We start from the raw sequence: 15,863 nt of genomic DNA, 5'->3' as shown, positions 1-15,863 counted from the left end.
CGGTGCCTGGCACCCCGTTCCCCCCACCCTCGCTCGGAAAGCCCTTCAATGCCGAAGCCCCAGCCCTCGCCCTATGCCGTCGACGACACCGCCCCCCGTCGATCCGTGGGGCGGACGGTCGGCATCACGCTGTTCAGCATCCTCGCCGGCATCGTCGTGCTCGCCCTCATCGCGGTCGGCTTCGTCGCGTTCACGGCGCAGCGCTCCTTCCCCCAGCTGAGCGGCGAAGCGAGCGTGCCCGGTCTCGAGGCGGAGGTGACGGTGCAGCGCGACGTGCTCGGCATCCCGACGATCACCGCCGACTCGTCGCACGACCTGTTCTTCGCGCAGGGATACGTGCAGGCCCAGGACCGGTTCTGGGAGATGGACTTCCGCCGGCACGTCACGAGCGGGCGACTTTCGGAGCTGTTCGGCGAATCGCAGCTGGGCACAGACAAGTTCCTGCGCACGCTCGGCTGGCACGCCACCGCCGAGCAGGAGGTGGAGGCGCTGAGCGCGACCGAGCGCGCGTACTACGACGCGTATGCCGACGGGGTCAACGCGTACCTCGCCGAGAACCAGGGCGCCGACGCGTCGTTCGAGTACGCGATCCTCGGCCTGCAGAACCCCGACTACCAGATCGAGCCGTGGACGCCGGCCGACTCGGTGGCGTGGCTGAAGGCGATGGCCTGGGACCTCCGCAGCAACATCGAGAACGAGACCGAGCGCGCGGTCCTGGCCTCGAACTTCACCGAGGCCCAGATCGACGGCCTCTATCCCGGCTACCCCTTCGACCGGAACCCCGTGATCGTGCCCAAGATCTCGACGGTGCCCGCCGTGGGCACGGCGCCCGACCTCGCCGCCGAGGGCGACACCGACGGCGACGCCGGCGAGACCGGGGGCGACGCTTCGGGTGATGCGGATGCCGCCCCCGCCGCCGCCGCGATCGAGTGGACCGAGGCCGCCACCGTGCTGGACGCGGTGAGCGACCTCGTCGGCGACGCGGGCGAAGGCATCGGCTCGAACTCGTGGGTCGTGTCGGGCAGCGTCACCGACACCGGGATGCCGCTCCTCGCGAACGACCCCCACCTCGGGGCATCGCTGCCGAGCGTGTGGCACCAGATCCAGCTGAAGTGCTCGACGGTCACCGAGGAGTGCCCCTTCGACGTCGCCGGCTTCGGCTTCTCGGGACTGCCGGGCGTGGTGATCGGCCACAACGAACGCATCGCGTGGGGCTTCACGAACCTCACGACCGATGTCACCGACCTGTACCTCGAGAAGATCGACGGCGACTCGTACTGGTACGACGGCGCGCTGGTGCCGCTCGAGACCCACACCGAGACGTTCAAGGTCGCCGGCGGCGAGGACATCGACCTCGAGGTGCGTTCAACGGTGAACGGCCCGATCGTGTCCGGGCTCACGGACGACTTCACCGCCATCGCCGAGAACCCCTACACGGGCACCGCCGGCACGGTGGCCGCACCGGTAGATGCGCCGGACGGCGAGTATGCGGTGAGCCTTCGATGGACCGCGCTGCAGCCCGGGACCACGGCATCCGCCATCTTCGCCCTCAACACCGCGAAGGACTTCGACGATTTCCGGGGCGCCGCCGCCCTGTTCGATGTGCCGGCGCAGAACCTGATCTACGCCGACGTGGACGGCAACATCGGCTACCAGACGCCCGGCAAGCTGCCCATCCGCGGTGCCGGCGACGGCTCGATGCCGCAGCCCGGCTGGGACTCGACGTACGCGTGGCAGGGCTACATCCCGTTCGAGGAGCTCCCCGTCTCGTACAACCCCACCGAGGGATACATCGTCACCGCGAACAACGCGATCGTCGCCGCCGACTACACGTACAGCCTCACGACGGACTGGGACTACGGCTGGCGCGCCGCCCGCATCGACGAGCTCATCCAGCGCGCGATCGCCAAGGGCCCGGTGACCGCCGACGACCTGAACGCCATCCAGGCCGACAACTACTCCTTCATCGGCATGCGCCTGACGGCGGCCTACGCCGACATCACCACGGGCGATGACGACACGGATGCCGCGCTCGACCTGCTGCAGGAATGGGACGCCCAGAACGGTGCCGACTCCTCGGCCGCCGCCTACGCGAACGTGCTGTGGGACACCCTGGTCGAGAACGTGTTCGTCGACGGCCGCGAGAACGCTGCACCCCTCAGCGGCCAGGGCCGGCTGTTCCTGGTCGTGGACGCTCTGCTCGACGACGACGCGTCGCCGTGGTGGACCAATGAAGAGCTCGGTGTGTCGGGCATGACCGACATGCTGAAGCGCTCGGCGATCGACGCCTACGAGCGGCTGGTCGACGAGCAGGGCGACAACCCCACGCGCTGGAACTGGGGCGCGCTGCACGCGCTGCCCCTGACCAACGGCAGCTTCGGCGAGTCGGGCATCGCGCCGATCGAGTGGCTCTTCAACCGCGGTCCGTACCCCGTCGGCGGCGGCTCGTCCGTCGTCAACGCGACCGGCTGGGACCTCGGCTCGAGCTTCGCGACCGTCACCGTGCCGTCGATGCGCATGATCGTCGACCTCTCGGACTTCGACGCCTCGCGCTGGAACCAGCTCACCGGAGAGAGCGGCCACGCCTTCCATACGAACTACACCGACCAGGTCGAGTCGTGGCAGAGGGCCGAGCTGACGCCCTGGCCGTTCTCGTCGAAGGCGGTCGACACGGCTACCACCGACACCCTGGTGCTGACGCCCTGACCCGCCGGTCGGCGGTCACGAGATGCTTCGCGTGATCGCGTAGCCGTCTGCGGCGAGCGCGGCGGCCATGTAAGCGGCGTACCACTGCGGCCAGTTCTCGTCGTAGACCGACCCGAGCTCGTCGCGCTCGTAACGGCCGTGCGCCTCCGCGGTGCGGGTGAGCAGCTCGCGCAGGAAGGTCTCAGCATCCGAGACCGGAGCTTCACTGGACATGCTCGGACTCCTTCGCGGATCAGCGGCCGGGGGCGCGCGTGACGATCTGCTGAAGCACCCAGCCGTTGCCGTCGGGGTCCGAGAACGACGCGTACGTGCCGTAGCTGTCGGCGGCCGGGTGCGGACCCGCGACGCGGTTCTCGGTGCCGGCCCAGTGGAAGACACCGTCGGCATCGTGCCAGAGGTCGCTGACCTCGGCGCCACGCGCGAGCAGTTGCTCGCGCGCCCCGGCGATGTCGGTCGTGATGAGGTGCAGCCCCTGCGTCGAGCCCGGCTCCGCCGTCGTGAGCTTCTCACCGAAGATGATCGACGCCGCCGATCCGGGAGGCGTCAACTGCACGACGCGTAGACCGCGCTCGGAGCGGAAGTCGGCGTCGAGCCGGAAACCGAGCTGCTCGTAGAAGGCCTTCGATCGATCGACATCCGAGACGGGGATGACGACGACTTCGAGCTTCAGGTCCATGGGAATCTCCTCTGTCAGCGACCGGCACGTCACCGGTCTGAATGGTGACCATCATGCACTCACCGCCGTCACCTGTCAAACAGGTGACGCAGTTTCGACCCCGATCGGCGTGTCACCTGTCAGAATGGTGATGTGATTCACGCATTCCCGTGCGGCACGCTCGCCCTCGATTTCGTCGGCACCCTGCGCGCGCGTCGCAACGCCCGCCCCACCGAGAAGCTGGACGCGCCCTCAGACCTGGACGCGTGGTTCGTGGAGTCGGGCCTGGTTCCCCAGACCGCGGCATCGGTGTCCGCTGATCTGGACGCCGCAGTCGAGGTACGCGAGGCGATCTACGCGCTCGTCTGGGCGCGGCTGCACGAGCGCCCGCTGCCGGCCGACGCGGTCGCCACCGTAAACGCCGCCGCTGCAGCCCCGCCGCTGACGGCCGCGCTCACGCCCGACGGCTGGTCCCGCTCGGGCACTCCGCGCCAGGCGCTGTCGCACATCGCGCGTGAGGCCGTGGAGATCGTCGGCGGCGAGCAGGCCGCGCTGCTGCGCGAGTGCGCGCGACCGGAGTGCACTCAGGTGTACCTGGACACGTCCCGCGGACATCGCCGCGAGTGGTGCTCGATGTCGACCTGCGGCAGCCGCATGAAGGCGAAGGCCTACCGCGAGCGCCGCAAGGCCGACGCCGCCTGAACCGTCACCGCCTGAGCCGACGCCGCCTGAACCGTCACGCCTGCTCGTCGGCGAATCCGCGGAGCATCGCGGCGATCATCCGCTGCAGGCGGGGCTCGATGTCGAACACCGCGTGCCCGAGCAGCGGGTCGGCCCGGTACAGCTCAGCCACTTCCGGACCGGGAGTGGCGATCTGCCAGAACGCGCCCGCCATCGCCGTCGCCGCGGCGATGACGTCCACGCCCTGCTCGGCGGTCAGCCGAGGAAGCGTCTCACGCATCGCCTCGACGATGCGATCGAGCTGCTCATGGGTCACCAGCTTGAACCTGCGCACCGCCTCCACCGAGACGTTGCGTTCGAGGTTGAGCGGCGCCTGCGCGAGCAGGTCGCAGAACGTCCCGCGTCGCGCCAGAGTCGCAGCCAGGTCGGCGGCGACATCCTGAGACGTACGGCTGCCGCCTCGGTGCAGCAGGGTCACGAGTTCGTCGGCCCACGAGGTCCACTCCGTGGCGGTGACGCGCAGGAAGATCTCCTCCCGCGTCTCGAAGTAGCGGAGCATCGCGGACTTGTGCAGGCCGACGGCGGCGGCGATGTCGGTGAGCGTCACGTCTCGGACTCGGCCGTTTCCGGCGAGCTCGCGCGCGGCGTCGAGGATGGCGGTCTCACGCCGATCCTTCGCCTCGCGGCTTCGCGCGCGCTGGAACCGGGCATCGGGCGACGTCGTTCCGGACATGAGCCCATCGTACGGCAACGCCGTTGCGTTATTAACGCAACCATGTTGTACTAAGTTCATGGCATCCACATGGTTCATCACCGGTTCCTCTCGCGGCTTCGGTCGCGCACTCGCCCGCACCGCGCTCGCACACGGCCACCGGGTGGCGGCAACGGCACGTCGCCCCGGCGACCTCGGCGACCTCGCCGACGAGTTCGGCGACCGCGTCCTCCTCCTTCCCCTCGACATCACCGATCCGTCAGCAGTGGCGGACGCGGTCAGTGAGGCTCACAGCACGTTCGGACGACTGGACGTCGTCGTCAACAACGCCGGGTTCGCCAACGTCGCCCCGGTCGAGACCGGCGATCCGGAGGACTTCCGCAGCCAGTTCGAGACCAACTTCTGGGGGGTCTACAACGTGTCGCGGGCCGTCGTGCCGATCATGCGTGCACAGGGCGAAGGCCTCATCATCCAGTTTTCTTCGATCGGAGGTCGCGTCGGCGGATCCGGCGGGATCGCGTCGTACCAGGCGGCCAAGTTCGCCATCGACGGGTTCAGCCGCGTCCTGCGCACCGAGACGGAGCAGTTCGGAATCCGGACGCTCGTCGTCGAGCCGAGCGGCTTCCGCACCGACTGGGCGGGCAGCTCCATGACCGTCGCGGCCATGCCCGACGAGTACGCGGCGCTGGGCGCGCGGTACGCGGACTCCGCCGACGAGTCCTCGCCACTCGCGGCCGGCGACCCGGACAGGGCGGCCGAGATCCTGGTGAGGCTGACCTCGCGACAAGCCCTTCCGCACAACCTCCCCCTCGGCGCGAACGCCGCCGACCTGGCGGTGGCCTACGGCCGGCGGCAGCTCGAGAGCGACCTGACCTGGAGCGCGGTCAGCCGGTCGGCCGACTTCGGCACAGAGTTCCCCGTGCCGTTCCCCGACTGAGCACGCGAGACGGCCGACCCCGACCTGCACCGGTGGAAGGATCGAAGGATGACTGCCGAGATCGCGGCGGAGATCCCGTCGGCGACCGAGCTCGTGGAGCTGTACCGCTCCGTCGGTTGGACCGCCGACACCAACGACCCCGACGCGCTTCGCTTCGGCTGACGCCGGACCGGCGCAGGTGGCCGATCGAATCGGACCGCGATAGTCGGGTGCGCGGAGGTGTGCGGGACGAGGCTGGATGTCGAAGGAGGAACCGTGATCTCGATTCTCAACCGGGTCGTCGGGTACGTCGAGGACCACCTCACCGAGGACGTCGACGTCGCCGACCTGGCACGGAGTCTCGGCACCACCGAGTACCACATGCGCCGGATGTTCTCGTCGCTGGCCGGAATGCCGCTGTCGGAATACATCCGGCGGCGCCGGATGTCGGTCGCAGCGGCCGATGTCGTCGGCGGCGGTGACCTGCTCGGGATCTCGGTCCGCTACGGATACGGCTCCACCGAGGCGTTCGGTCGAGCGTTCCGGGCGGTGCACGGCGCCGGTCCCGGCGACGTGCGCCGAGACGGCGGCCCCCTTCGCACGCAACCGCAGCTCAGGTTCCGCCTGACCGTAGAAGGGAACACGCCCATGGACACCCGCATCGCAGACCTCCCCGACCTCCGGCTCGTCGGCCACGCCGCCCGCGTGCCGCTCATCCACGAAGGGGTCAACCCGCACATCCAGGCGCACATCGCTTCGCTCCCCGCCGACGAGCACCTGCGCCTCAAGACGCTGAGCAGCGCGGAGCCCGCCGGGCTGCTGCAGGTGAGCGCCGACCTGGACCCCGACTACACCGAGGGCAGCGAGCTGACCTACCTGCACGGCGTCGCCGTCGGTGAGGCCACGACGGTGCCCGACGGCCTCGACGTGATCGAGGTGCCTGCCGGGAGCTGGGCAGTGTTCCGCACCTCAGGCCCGTACCCGGCGGCCCTGCAGTCCACGTGGGCCGCCACGGCCGCTGACTGGTTCCCGTCCAACCCGTGGCGGCTGCGTCCCGGCCCCTCGATCGTGGCCATCCTCGAGCGCGCCGACGACTTCAGCACGGCGACTTCGGAGCTGTGGCTGCCGGTGGAACGCGCCTAGCCGTTCGCGGGCGCGGCGGTCGTACCCTGGGTTCGGATGATGCTCGGCGGAGCACGAGGACTCGAGGAGGCGTCGAACGTGGAGACCGCAGCGGCGCTGAGACGGATGCCGACATGACCGCCGATCCCGACGCCGGCGGGTCGACGCGGACGACGTGCGCCATCGTGGGCGGTGGCCCCGCGGGCCTCGTGCTCGGCCTCCTGCTCGCCCGCGCGGGGGTGACGGTCACGGTGCTGGAGAAGCACGCCGACTTCCTCCGCGACTTCCGCGGCGACACGGTCCATCCGACCACGCTCGGCCTGCTCGACGACCTCGGTCTGTTCGACCGTTTCGACGCGCTGCCGCACTCGCGGATCAGCCGGGTCGTCCTGCCCGGGCCCGCCGGCCAGGACGTGCAGATGGCCGACTTCTCGCGCCTGCGGGTGCGGCATCCGTACGTCGCGATGGTGCCGCAGTGGGACCTGCTCGACCTGATCGCCGATGCCGCGGCCGCCGAACCGTCGTTCACACTGCGCATCGAGCACGAGGTGACCGGTGTCATCCGCGACGGCGATCGCGTGGTCGGCGTGGAGTACTCGTCACCGGCAGGTGACGGCCGGCTCCTCGCCGACCTCACAGTCGCGTGCGACGGCCGCTGGTCGGTCGTCCGCCGGTCCGTCGGTCTTCCGGCGCGGCAGTTCCGGGTCGGCTTCGATGTCTGGTGGTACCGCGTGAACACCGCGCGGCCGCTCGGCGAGTCCCTGCTGCCCCGCATCGGCAAGGGTCGCGTCGCGATCGCGATCCCCCGCAGGGGCTACGTCCAGGTCGCGGCTCTCGCGCACAAGGGCACGGACGCCGCCGTCCGCCGGCGAGGAATCGTCGCATTCCGCGCCGACACCGCGCAGCTCCTCCCCGAGCTCGCCGACGACGTCGACGGCATCGCGTCCATGGACGACGTGAAGCACCTCGACGTGCGCCTCGATCGCCTGCGCCGCTGGCACGCGCCCGGTGTGCTGTGCATCGGCGACGCCGCCCATGCGATGTCGCCCGTCGGCGGCGTCGGCATCAACCTCGCCGTGCAGGATGCCGTCGCCGCCGCCCGCATCCTCGCCAACCCGCTGCGTCGCGGCACGTTCCGTGGTCCCGCTCGCGAGGGCGACCGCGTGCTCGCGCGCGTGCAGCGCCGGCGAAGACTGCCGACGGTGGCGATCCAGGCGCTGCAGCGCTTCATCCATGCGCGCCTCATCATGCCGGCGCTCAGCGGCGCAGGGTTCACGCCGCCGCGCCGGTTGATCCGCCTCCTCCGTCGCCTGCCCGGACTGACGGTCATCCCCGCGTTCATCATCGGCGTCGGCCCGCGCCCCGAGAGGGCGCCGACGTGGGCGCGCCGCGCCGCGGGCACCTCGCGCTGACAGCGGCGGGCTTCAGGCCTCAGCCGCCGGCGGCGGGAGGCGTGCGCTTGGACTCGGCGAGCTCGTCCACGTGGAGCCCCGTCTCGTCGATCGTGCCGTTGCGATACGCCTGACGCCCCACCATGTGCGCCGACAGCGGCGCCGTCGCGAGTTGGATGAGCACGATCGGCACGAGGAACGCGACCACCGGCCACGACCGCAACGACAGCGCGATCGCGAGGCAGATCAGCATCAGGCCGAGAACCTGCGGCTTGGTCGCCGCGTGGAGGCGGCTCGGCACATCGCGGAAGCGCAGCACCCCGATCGCGGCGGTGAGGCACAGCAGCCCGCCGATGAGGATCAGGACGAGGGCCGCGACATCCAGGAACTCGTTCATCGTCCTTGGTCCCTTCTCGCCACGAACCGCGCGATCGAGATCGATCCGAACACGCCGACCGCCGCGATGATCAGCAGCACCGGGAGCGTCCGGGTGTGATGGTTGATCGCCATCTCGGCGCCCAGCACGCACATCACCTCGGTGAGGAGGACGTCGGAAGCCACCGCGCGGTCGAGGATCGACGGCCCGATGACGATCCGCCACAGCGTCAGCAGTGCGGCCACGCCGAAGATCACGTAGATCGCGATCATCAGGACGTTCATCGCGCACCCCCTCCGGTGACAGGTCGCGTGCCTCGCATCGCCCGCAGCTGCGCCCGCGAACCGACCGCGCGCACGATGCGCTCCTCCCAGTGGTGGACGCTCGCGCGCTGCTTCTCGACATCGGCGTCGTCGCGCACGCCGATCACGTGCAGGTACAGGATGCGGCGGTCTCGATCGGTCTCGACGATCAGCGAGCCGGGGATGAGGGATGCCGTCACGCCGGTGTGCGTCATGATCAGGTCGTCGTCGGTGCGCAGCTGCACGGCGATGATCGCGGCGCCGGGCTGCCGGCGGAAGTCGAGCACCTGCCACGCCACGGTGAGCGAGCCGTGGACCACCGCAACGATGAACTCGAGCACGAACACGAAGCCCCACCAGAGGTTGACGCGGCCGGAGAGCTCCACGGGCGGCAGACGGAAGATGCGCGTCACGATGATGGCCGCGATCAGGCCGGTGAGGAACGCGAGCCACGTGAACTGCCCCCACAGCAGCATCCACAGCGCGATGAGCCAGACGAAGAACGGCAGCTGGCGCCAGGTCGTGATGGCAGCGCGGCGCAGCCGGTTCTGGGGCAGGTCGGGGCTCACGGCGCCTTCTCCGATCCCTGCACGTCATCCTGCAGCTGCGTGAGCGACACCGGCTGGAGGAGCGCCTCGCCGATGCGCGTGCACACCTCGTAGAGCGGCCCGGCGAAGATCGTCAGGGCGACCGTGATCGCCACCATTCCGGTGGTGGCAGCGGTCATGATCTTCGGGATGACGCGGCGCTCGGTCTCGACGCCGGCCGCCGGGGCAGCCCCGAGGTACGAGATGCGGGCCTCGGTCTCGGCCGAGTCCTCGTCCTCGCGCCAGAACGACAGGTTCCACGCCCGCATGAGGGCGTACAGGGTGAGCAGGCTCGTCAGGATGCCGCCGACCATCAGCACCATCATGATCGGCGTGCCGACCTGGGCCGCGGCGTCGAACAGCGCGAACTTGCCGATGAAGCCCGAGAACGGCGGCAGGCCGCCGAGGTTGACGGCGGGGATGAAGTAGAGCACGGCGATCACCGGCGCCGCCTTCATGAGTCCCTTCACGCGCAGGATCGAGGTCGATCCCGCGCGGCGCTCCACGAGTCCCACGGCGAGGAACAGCGTCGTCTGCACCACGATGTGGTGGATCATGTAGTAGATCGTCGCCCCGATGGCCGCCGGCGTCGCGATCGCGAGTCCGAAGATCATGTAGCCGATGTGGCTGACGAGTGTGAACGACAGGATTCGTTTCAGCTCGGCCTGCGCGACCGCGCCGAGCACGCCGACGATCATCGTCGCCAGCGCCACCCACATGAGCAGCTGGTTGACGTCGTTGTAGAGGAACAGCTCGGTCTCGGTGCGGATGATCGCGTACACGCCGACCTTCGTCAGCAGACCGGCGAACACCGCGGTCACCGGCGCCGGCGCGGTCGGGTAAGAGTCGGGCAGCCAGAACGACAGCGGGAAGACGGCGGCCTTGATGCTGAACGCCAGCAGCAGCATGAGGTGCAGGATCAGCTGCGTCTCCTGCGGCAGCTCCCCCATGCGCTCCGAGATCTGCACCATGTTCACGGTGCCCAGGGCGCCGTAGATCATCGCGATCGCGGCGAGGAACAGGATCGACGACACCAGCGACACCACGATGTAGACGACGCCGGTGCGGATCCGCGACTCCGTCGAGCCCAGCGTGATGAGCACGTACGAGGCGACGAGCAGGATCTCGAAGCCGACGTAGAGGTTGAACAGGTCGCCCGCGATGAACGCGTTGAAGATGCCGGCGCCCAGGATCAGGTACGAGGGGTGGAAGATCGAGACCGGCGTGTCGTCGTCGCCGTCGGCCGCACCCTGGCCGATCGAGAAGAGGAGCACCGCGAGCAGCACGATGCTCGAGACCACGACCAGCAGCGCCGACAGCCGGTCCACGTACAGCACGATGCCGAACGGGATGGGCCAGCCGCCGACCGAGACCGCGATCGGGCGGTCTCCGACGTCGACGACGTAGAGCAGGATGGCGGCGATGACGAGCACCGCGGTGAGCGTCACCACCGAGACCGCGACCTGCGTCTTGCGATGCCGGCCGGCGATGAGGGCGATGGCGGCGCCGAGCAGCGGCAGCGTCACGAGCAGCGGGACCAGAGCCGGGGCGATCTGGATCATGCGTCATCACCCCGCTCGCGCTCGTCGGAGCGACCCCCCGGGTCCTGTGCGGGACGGTCCACCGGTGCGTCGTCGCGGAGGCCGGCGAAGTCGCGCGTGCCGAGGATCGTGATGGGCGCGGTGTCGGTGCCCACGAAGTCGGTCGTCGCGTCGTCGTCGGTGTGCTCGATCTCGGTTTCCTCGTCCATCGTGTCCTCGTCCTCGGGGCCGCGCTCGCGCACCTCCAGGTCGGCGACGTCGTCGACCACCGTGTCGGCCTGGCCGAGCTGCCAGGAGCGGTAGATGAGTGCGAGGAGGAACGCCGAGACGGCGAACGTGATGACGATCGCGGTGAGCGTGAGGGCCTGCGGCAGCGGGTCCGACATCTCTTCGACGGATGCCGCCGCCCCGAAGAACGGCGCGACACCGGGGGCGCCCATCACGATGAGCAGGAGGAGGTTGGTCGCGTTGCCGAGCAGCAGGAACCCGATCAGGACGCGGGTGAGGCTGCGTTCGAGCATCGCGTACACGCCGCAGGCGAAGAGGACCGCCATCACGATGATGAGGATGAGCGAGACGTTCACGAGACGCTCACCCCCTGCTGCTCGCGGGCCTCCTGCGCCTGACGGTCGACCTCGGCGCCGAGGCTGCGCAGCACGTCGAGCACGAGCCCGATGACGACGAGGTAGACGCCCACGTCGAAGATGGTCGAGGTGACGAACTCGACGTGGCCGAGCACCGGCAGCGTGGTCTCGAAGAAGAAGCTCGACAGCGGCGGGTAGCCGAAGAACACCGGCACCACGGCGCACGCGACCGCGATGCTCATGCCGGTGCCGAGCAGGCGCCCGGCGTCGGTGGGCGCGGCCGCGCCCAGCTCGTAGCGGCCGCCGGCGACGTAGCGCATCACGAGCGCCATACCCGCGACGAGGCCGCCGGCGAAGCCGCCGCCCGGAAGGTTGTGACCGGCGAACAGCAGGTACAGCGACACGATGATGATCGTGTGGAACAGGATCCGCACGATCACCTCGAGCATGATCGAGCGGTTCTCGGGTCGCACGCGCTGGCCGCCGACGAGCCAGGCCATGCGCCCGCTGCCGCGCTCGTCGCCGCGCTGCTTGAGGCCGTCCGACGTCTCGACGAGGGGGCGGCGTGCCCGTGTCGCCCCCGAGGGGAGCGGCGCGATGAACCGGGACAGCGTGTCGGCGCGGTGGGTGACGAAGACGAGGGAGGCCACGCCCGTCGCCGCGAGGATCAGCACGGAGAGCTCGCCCATCGTGTCCCACCCGCGGAGGTCGACCAGGGCGACGTTGACCACGTTCTTGCCGTGACCGAGCTGATAGGCCAGCTCGGGGAAGCGCTCCGAGATCGGCTTCTCGACGCGCGCCCCGGTCGCCACGATCGCGACGAGGGCCATGGTGATGCCGACCGCGGCGCCGAGCACGGCGCGCGCGACGGGCCAGACCGACGCGTTGTGCTCGCCGAGCCGCGACGGGATCCGCCGGAGCACCAGGGCGAAGGCGACCAGCGTGACGGTCTCGACGAGGATCTGCGTGAGCGCGAGGTCGGGCGCCCCGCTCGTCGCGAAGAGCAGCACCATGCCGAGTCCGGTCACCGAGACGAGGACGACTCCGGTGTAGCGCTTCCGGGCGCGGATCGCGATGAGTCCCGCCGCGATCATGAGCGGGGCGACGAACAGCTGCGTCGGTGTCTGGAAGGCGTCGAGCTGGGCGCGCCACTCATCGCTCGCGATCAGCGCGGTGCCCTCCGCGGCGACGAACACCACGAAGATCGTGCCGACGTACACGGGCAGGGAGCCGCGCTGGGTGAGGCTGGTCGTCAGGACGGAGAGGCGGGCGATGCCGCGGAGCGCGCCGTTGTACGCCTCGGCGGCCGTGAACGGCAGGAGACGAGTGATCGGGCGCCAGCCTCGGGTCGCCCAGAACACGACGACTCCCACCGCGATGGACGCGAGCGAGATCCACAGCGCGGCCTCGAAGCCGTGCCAGACGGCGAGATGCGCGGGGTGCTCGGGAGGCGTCACGCCGGGCGTGGCCACAGGCGCCTCATCGGCGTACGGGGCGAAGGCCTTGTCGAGCCACGGGGACGCGACACCGGCGATGACGGTGAGGCCGGCGAGCACGATCGGAGCGACGAGGAAGCCGATCGGCGGATCGGGCCATTCCGTGTCGGGCATACGGTCGCCGCTCGGCTGACGCTTGGTCGCGAACGCGCCCCAGACGAAACGGATGCCGTACCCCGCGGTCAGCACCGACCCCAGCGTGATGCCGACCAGGGCGACGATCCCCCACACCGCTCCGCCGAGCGCCTCGTGCAGGAGTGCGGCGAGCGCCCCCTCCTTCGCGACGAACCCGATGGTGGGGATGACGCCGACCATCGAGGCGACCGCGATGATCGAGAACGTGGCCAGCACGGGTGCCTGGCGGCCGACCCCGGACAGCTCGGTGAGGTCGCGCGTGGAGAGCTGGCGGTCGATGACGCCCACCACGAGGAACAGCGCCGACTTGAAGAGGGCGTGACTCAGCAGCAGCGCCAGGCCGGCGAGGGCGGCATCCCTCGTCCCATAGCCGAGCACCACGGTCAGCATGCCGAGCTGGCTCACCGTGCCGAACGCGAGCACGCGCTTGAGGTCGGTCTCGCGCAGCGCCTGGAACCCGCCCAGCAGCATCGTGAAGACGCCGAGTCCGACCACGATCGGCCGCCACGTCGGTGCGATCGCGAAGACCGGCGCAAGGCGGGCGATGAGGTAGATGCCGGCCTTCACCATCGCCGCGGCGTGCAGGTAGGCGCTCACGGGGGTGGGCGCCGCCATGGCACCGGGGAGCCAGAAGTGGAACGGGAAGATGGCCGATTTGCTGAGCGCGCCGACGAGGATCAGCACCAGCGCGGCGTCGACGATCGGCCCGGAGGGCGCCTCGGCGAGGATCGTCGAGATGCTCGAGGTGCCGGCGTCCACGACCAGCAGCACGACACCGATCAGCATGACGAGTCCGCCGAGCGTTGTGACCAGGAGCGCCTGGAGTGCGGCGCGGCGGCTCGCCGCCCGTTTGTTGTAGTACCCGATGAGGAGGTACGACAGCACGCTCGTGACTTCCCAGAACATCACCAGCACGACGAGGTCGTCGGTGAGCACCAGACCGTACATCGCTCCGGCGAAGGCGAGGAGAACAGCGGCGAACTGGCCCAGGTTCTCCTTCTTGCCGCGGAAGTACCAGCGGCAGTAGATCATCACGAGAGCACCGACGCCCGTCACCACCAGCGTCATGAGCCACGAGAGCGTGTCCATGCGCATCGAGAGGTCGATGCCGAGCGAGGGGATCCAGGCGTATGTCTCGAACGGAATGTCGCCGGCGATGATGCGCGGCGTGAGCACCGCGGCGTACACGGAGCCGGCGAGCGGAAGGATCGCTGCGACGTAGAACGCCCGGGCGCCGATGCGTGCGACGAGCCACGGCAGCAGGATCGGAACGACCGCGAACGCGCCGAGGACGAGGAGCATTCGGGCCTCCTCGTGGTCGTCGGTCTGCGCGGGTCGTCGACGAACAGCGCGGAGCCAAGGCGATCGGGGTGTCGGACCCATCCTACCGGGCGCATCACCCGCGCCTGCCCGCCACGGCATACATCCGCGGTCGGTGCGCTGCCGCAGGGGCGATGAGGTCGGGCGTGGCAGAGTGAGTCGGTGGCCCAGAACACCGTGCCCTACGTCGAGGCCAGGCGCGAGCTGCCGCGCTGGGCGCGAGAGCTCCTCGGCCTCGTGGTGGCGCTCGCCATCGGCATCGCGGTCGTCGCGGTGGTGGCGGGATCCGCACGGTCGGAGCTGCTGTTCCGTGACGGCGACTCGCTGGTCACCACGCTGATCCTGCACTCGATGGCGACAGGCCGGCCTCAGGACTGGGCGCTGTCGTCGGTGCTGTTCCTTCCCGAGACCGCGATGCTCGGAGTGCTCGCGCCGGCCGGCCTGGGCATCGAAGGCACCCTCGGCCTCGCCGGCGTCGTGAACGTCGTCGCGCTGTACGGCGCCCTGCGCGTCGCGGCGGGGTCGGTCACGCGTGCGCGCGCGCCGATCGCCGGCGCACTGCTCGCACTCGGAGCGTTCGCGGTCCTCGCGGCGAGCGAGACCTCGGCGTCGCGCGACGCGCTGGAGCTCGCCTCGCTGCTCACGACCACGACCTACTACAGCGCGACGGTGGTCGGCGCCGTGCTCGCGGTGGGGCTGGCACGCCGGGGACTCGACGGTGCCCGGAGTACCGGGGCTGTGCCATGGGGACCGGCAACCGCACTCGGACTCGTGGCTGCGGCATCCGTCCTCACCAATCCGCTGTTCGCGGTGTGGGCGACCATCCCCCTCTGCGTGGTGCTCGGCGTGGCCGCGGTGCGCCGGCGCGCGGCGCTCTGGCTGGTCGGTGCACTCGTGGCGGGCTCGATCCTGGGATTCGTCGGGCGGATGCCGCTGGCACACCTGATCGCCAACACCGGCGCCGGCTACATCGACCCGGCGCAGTGGGCGGCGTCGCTCGAGTACTACGGAGCGCTGCTGGCCGAACGGATCGCTGCTCCGTGGGGCGCGGCATCCGTCTTCGCCGTCGCGGTGCTGTGGTGCGGAAGCGTCGCCGCCACGCTGCTGCTCGCGCGTCGGCGCGACGTCGGGTCGGCCGTCGTGGCGGCGTGCGGCTGGGTCATGCCCCTCCTCGTCGTGGTGGGCGCGATCGCGCTCGGCACCCACGCGGCGCGTTATCTGCAGCCGGCCGTGTTCGCACCGCTTCTCGGGCTCGTCGTCCTCCCGGATCTCCTGTTCCGGCGCTCACAGGCCGATTCCGCGTCCGAACGTCCTGTTCCCACCGGAACACCTGTTCTCG

Annotated in this window: 15 protein-coding genes; 6 read left to right on the top strand and 9 right to left on the bottom strand. The window is 70.0% G+C overall.

Annotated features, from left to right (window positions below):
- Window positions 1-48 precede the first annotated feature (48 nt).
- On the top strand, window positions 49-2,706 hold the full coding sequence (locus tag VIP82_RS07175) for a penicillin acylase family protein (RefSeq protein ID WP_331907089.1): 2,658 nt from the start codon (window positions 49-51) through the stop codon (window positions 2,704-2,706).
- Window positions 2,707-2,721: 15 nt separating this feature from the next.
- Here VIP82_RS07175 and VIP82_RS07170 read toward each other — a convergent pair whose 3' ends face one another.
- Window positions 2,722-2,919 carry a hypothetical protein gene (locus VIP82_RS07170; protein WP_331907087.1) on the bottom strand — a complete coding sequence of 66 codons (198 nt, stop codon included), beginning with the start codon at window positions 2,917-2,919 and terminating at the stop codon, window positions 2,722-2,724.
- A gap of 19 nt (window positions 2,920-2,938) precedes the next feature.
- Window positions 2,939-3,382 carry a VOC family protein gene (locus VIP82_RS07165; RefSeq protein WP_331907085.1) on the bottom strand — a complete coding sequence of 148 codons (444 nt, stop codon included), beginning with the start codon at window positions 3,380-3,382 and terminating at the stop codon, window positions 2,939-2,941.
- 132 nt (window positions 3,383-3,514) lie between these two features.
- On the opposite strand from VIP82_RS07165, the gene VIP82_RS07160 reads away from it, so the two are divergent.
- Window positions 3,515-4,063, top strand: coding sequence for a CGNR zinc finger domain-containing protein (locus tag VIP82_RS07160; protein ID WP_331907083.1), 549 nt, complete (start codon window positions 3,515-3,517; stop codon window positions 4,061-4,063).
- Window positions 4,064-4,097: 34 nt separating this feature from the next.
- Here the strand turns inward: VIP82_RS07160 and VIP82_RS07155 are convergent, their stop codons facing one another.
- The gene (locus VIP82_RS07155) at window positions 4,098-4,775 is read right to left on the bottom strand and encodes a TetR/AcrR family transcriptional regulator (protein WP_331907081.1); all 678 of its coding nucleotides are present in this window, start codon (window positions 4,773-4,775) and stop codon (window positions 4,098-4,100) included.
- 58 nt (window positions 4,776-4,833) lie between these two features.
- On the opposite strand from VIP82_RS07155, the gene VIP82_RS07150 reads away from it, so the two are divergent.
- From VIP82_RS07150 to VIP82_RS07140, 3 genes are all read left to right on the top strand, one after another.
- Complete coding sequence (locus VIP82_RS07150) at window positions 4,834-5,691, top strand: SDR family NAD(P)-dependent oxidoreductase (RefSeq protein ID WP_331907079.1); 858 nt, start codon at window positions 4,834-4,836, stop codon at window positions 5,689-5,691.
- Between the two features lie 255 nt (window positions 5,692-5,946).
- Complete coding sequence (locus tag VIP82_RS07145) at window positions 5,947-6,813, top strand: AraC family transcriptional regulator (protein ID WP_331907077.1); 867 nt, start codon at window positions 5,947-5,949, stop codon at window positions 6,811-6,813.
- A 113-nt stretch (window positions 6,814-6,926) separates the two neighbouring features.
- Entirely contained in the window at window positions 6,927-8,204 is a 1,278-nt protein-coding gene (locus VIP82_RS07140; protein WP_331907075.1) for an FAD-dependent oxidoreductase, read from the top strand.
- Window positions 8,205-8,223: 19 nt separating this feature from the next.
- Here the strand turns inward: VIP82_RS07140 and mnhG are convergent, their stop codons facing one another.
- From mnhG to VIP82_RS07110, 6 genes are read right to left on the bottom strand one after another with little or no spacing between them, the layout of a single operon-like run.
- The gene (mnhG, locus tag VIP82_RS07135) at window positions 8,224-8,580 is read right to left on the bottom strand and encodes a monovalent cation/H(+) antiporter subunit G (RefSeq protein ID WP_331907073.1); all 357 of its coding nucleotides are present in this window, start codon (window positions 8,578-8,580) and stop codon (window positions 8,224-8,226) included.
- Window positions 8,577-8,843 (bottom strand): MrpF/PhaF family protein, encoded by a 267-nt coding sequence (locus tag VIP82_RS07130; RefSeq protein WP_308866291.1) that lies wholly within the window; start codon window positions 8,841-8,843, stop codon window positions 8,577-8,579. Before VIP82_RS07130 ends, mnhG begins: the two co-directional genes overlap by 4 nt.
- The gene (locus tag VIP82_RS07125; RefSeq protein WP_331907071.1) at window positions 8,840-9,430 is read right to left on the bottom strand and encodes a Na+/H+ antiporter subunit E; all 591 of its coding nucleotides are present in this window, start codon (window positions 9,428-9,430) and stop codon (window positions 8,840-8,842) included. The genes VIP82_RS07130 and VIP82_RS07125 overlap by 4 nt, the downstream gene beginning before the upstream one ends.
- Window positions 9,427-11,010 carry a Na+/H+ antiporter subunit D gene (locus VIP82_RS07120; protein ID WP_331907069.1) on the bottom strand — a complete coding sequence of 528 codons (1,584 nt, stop codon included), beginning with the start codon at window positions 11,008-11,010 and terminating at the stop codon, window positions 9,427-9,429. The genes VIP82_RS07125 and VIP82_RS07120 overlap by 4 nt, the downstream gene beginning before the upstream one ends.
- Window positions 11,007-11,573 carry a Na(+)/H(+) antiporter subunit C gene (locus VIP82_RS07115; RefSeq protein ID WP_331907067.1) on the bottom strand — a complete coding sequence of 189 codons (567 nt, stop codon included), beginning with the start codon at window positions 11,571-11,573 and terminating at the stop codon, window positions 11,007-11,009. Before VIP82_RS07115 ends, VIP82_RS07120 begins: the two co-directional genes overlap by 4 nt.
- Window positions 11,570-14,506 carry a Na+/H+ antiporter subunit A gene (locus VIP82_RS07110; RefSeq protein ID WP_331907065.1) on the bottom strand — a complete coding sequence of 979 codons (2,937 nt, stop codon included), beginning with the start codon at window positions 14,504-14,506 and terminating at the stop codon, window positions 11,570-11,572. The genes VIP82_RS07115 and VIP82_RS07110 overlap by 4 nt, the downstream gene beginning before the upstream one ends.
- 180 nt (window positions 14,507-14,686) lie before the next feature.
- On the opposite strand from VIP82_RS07110, the gene VIP82_RS07105 reads away from it, so the two are divergent.
- Window positions 14,687-15,863: hypothetical protein (locus VIP82_RS07105; RefSeq protein WP_331907063.1), on the top strand; the 1,177-nt coding region annotated here is incomplete at its 3' end.

The organism is Microbacterium sp., assembly GCF_036566905.1.
Lineage (GTDB): Bacteria > Actinomycetota > Actinomycetes > Actinomycetales > Microbacteriaceae > Microbacterium.
This window is presented reverse-complemented; position numbering and strand designations above follow the sequence as displayed.

Bases quoted from the DNA above. Each gene is read 5' to 3' on its own strand.
- VIP82_RS07175 (WP_331907089.1), top strand. From the start codon at position 49: ATGCCGAAGCCCCAGCCCTCGCCCTATGCCGTCGACGACACCGCCCCC.
- VIP82_RS07170 (WP_331907087.1), bottom strand. From the start codon at position 2,919: ATGTCCAGTGAAGCTCCGGTCTCGGATGCTGAGACCTTCCTGCGCGAG.
- VIP82_RS07165 (WP_331907085.1), bottom strand. From the start codon at position 3,382: ATGGACCTGAAGCTCGAAGTCGTCGTCATCCCCGTCTCGGATGTCGAT.
- VIP82_RS07155 (WP_331907081.1), bottom strand. From the start codon at position 4,775: ATGTCCGGAACGACGTCGCCCGATGCCCGGTTCCAGCGCGCGCGAAGC.
- VIP82_RS07150 (WP_331907079.1), top strand. From the start codon at position 4,834: ATGGCATCCACATGGTTCATCACCGGTTCCTCTCGCGGCTTCGGTCGC.
- VIP82_RS07140 (WP_331907075.1), top strand. From the start codon at position 6,927: ATGACCGCCGATCCCGACGCCGGCGGGTCGACGCGGACGACGTGCGCC.
- mnhG (WP_331907073.1), bottom strand. From the start codon at position 8,580: ATGAACGAGTTCCTGGATGTCGCGGCCCTCGTCCTGATCCTCATCGGC.
- VIP82_RS07130 (WP_308866291.1), bottom strand. From the start codon at position 8,843: ATGAACGTCCTGATGATCGCGATCTACGTGATCTTCGGCGTGGCCGCA.
- VIP82_RS07120 (WP_331907069.1), bottom strand. From the start codon at position 11,010: ATGATCCAGATCGCCCCGGCTCTGGTCCCGCTGCTCGTGACGCTGCCG.
- VIP82_RS07110 (WP_331907065.1), bottom strand. From the start codon at position 14,506: ATGCTCCTCGTCCTCGGCGCGTTCGCGGTCGTTCCGATCCTGCTGCCG.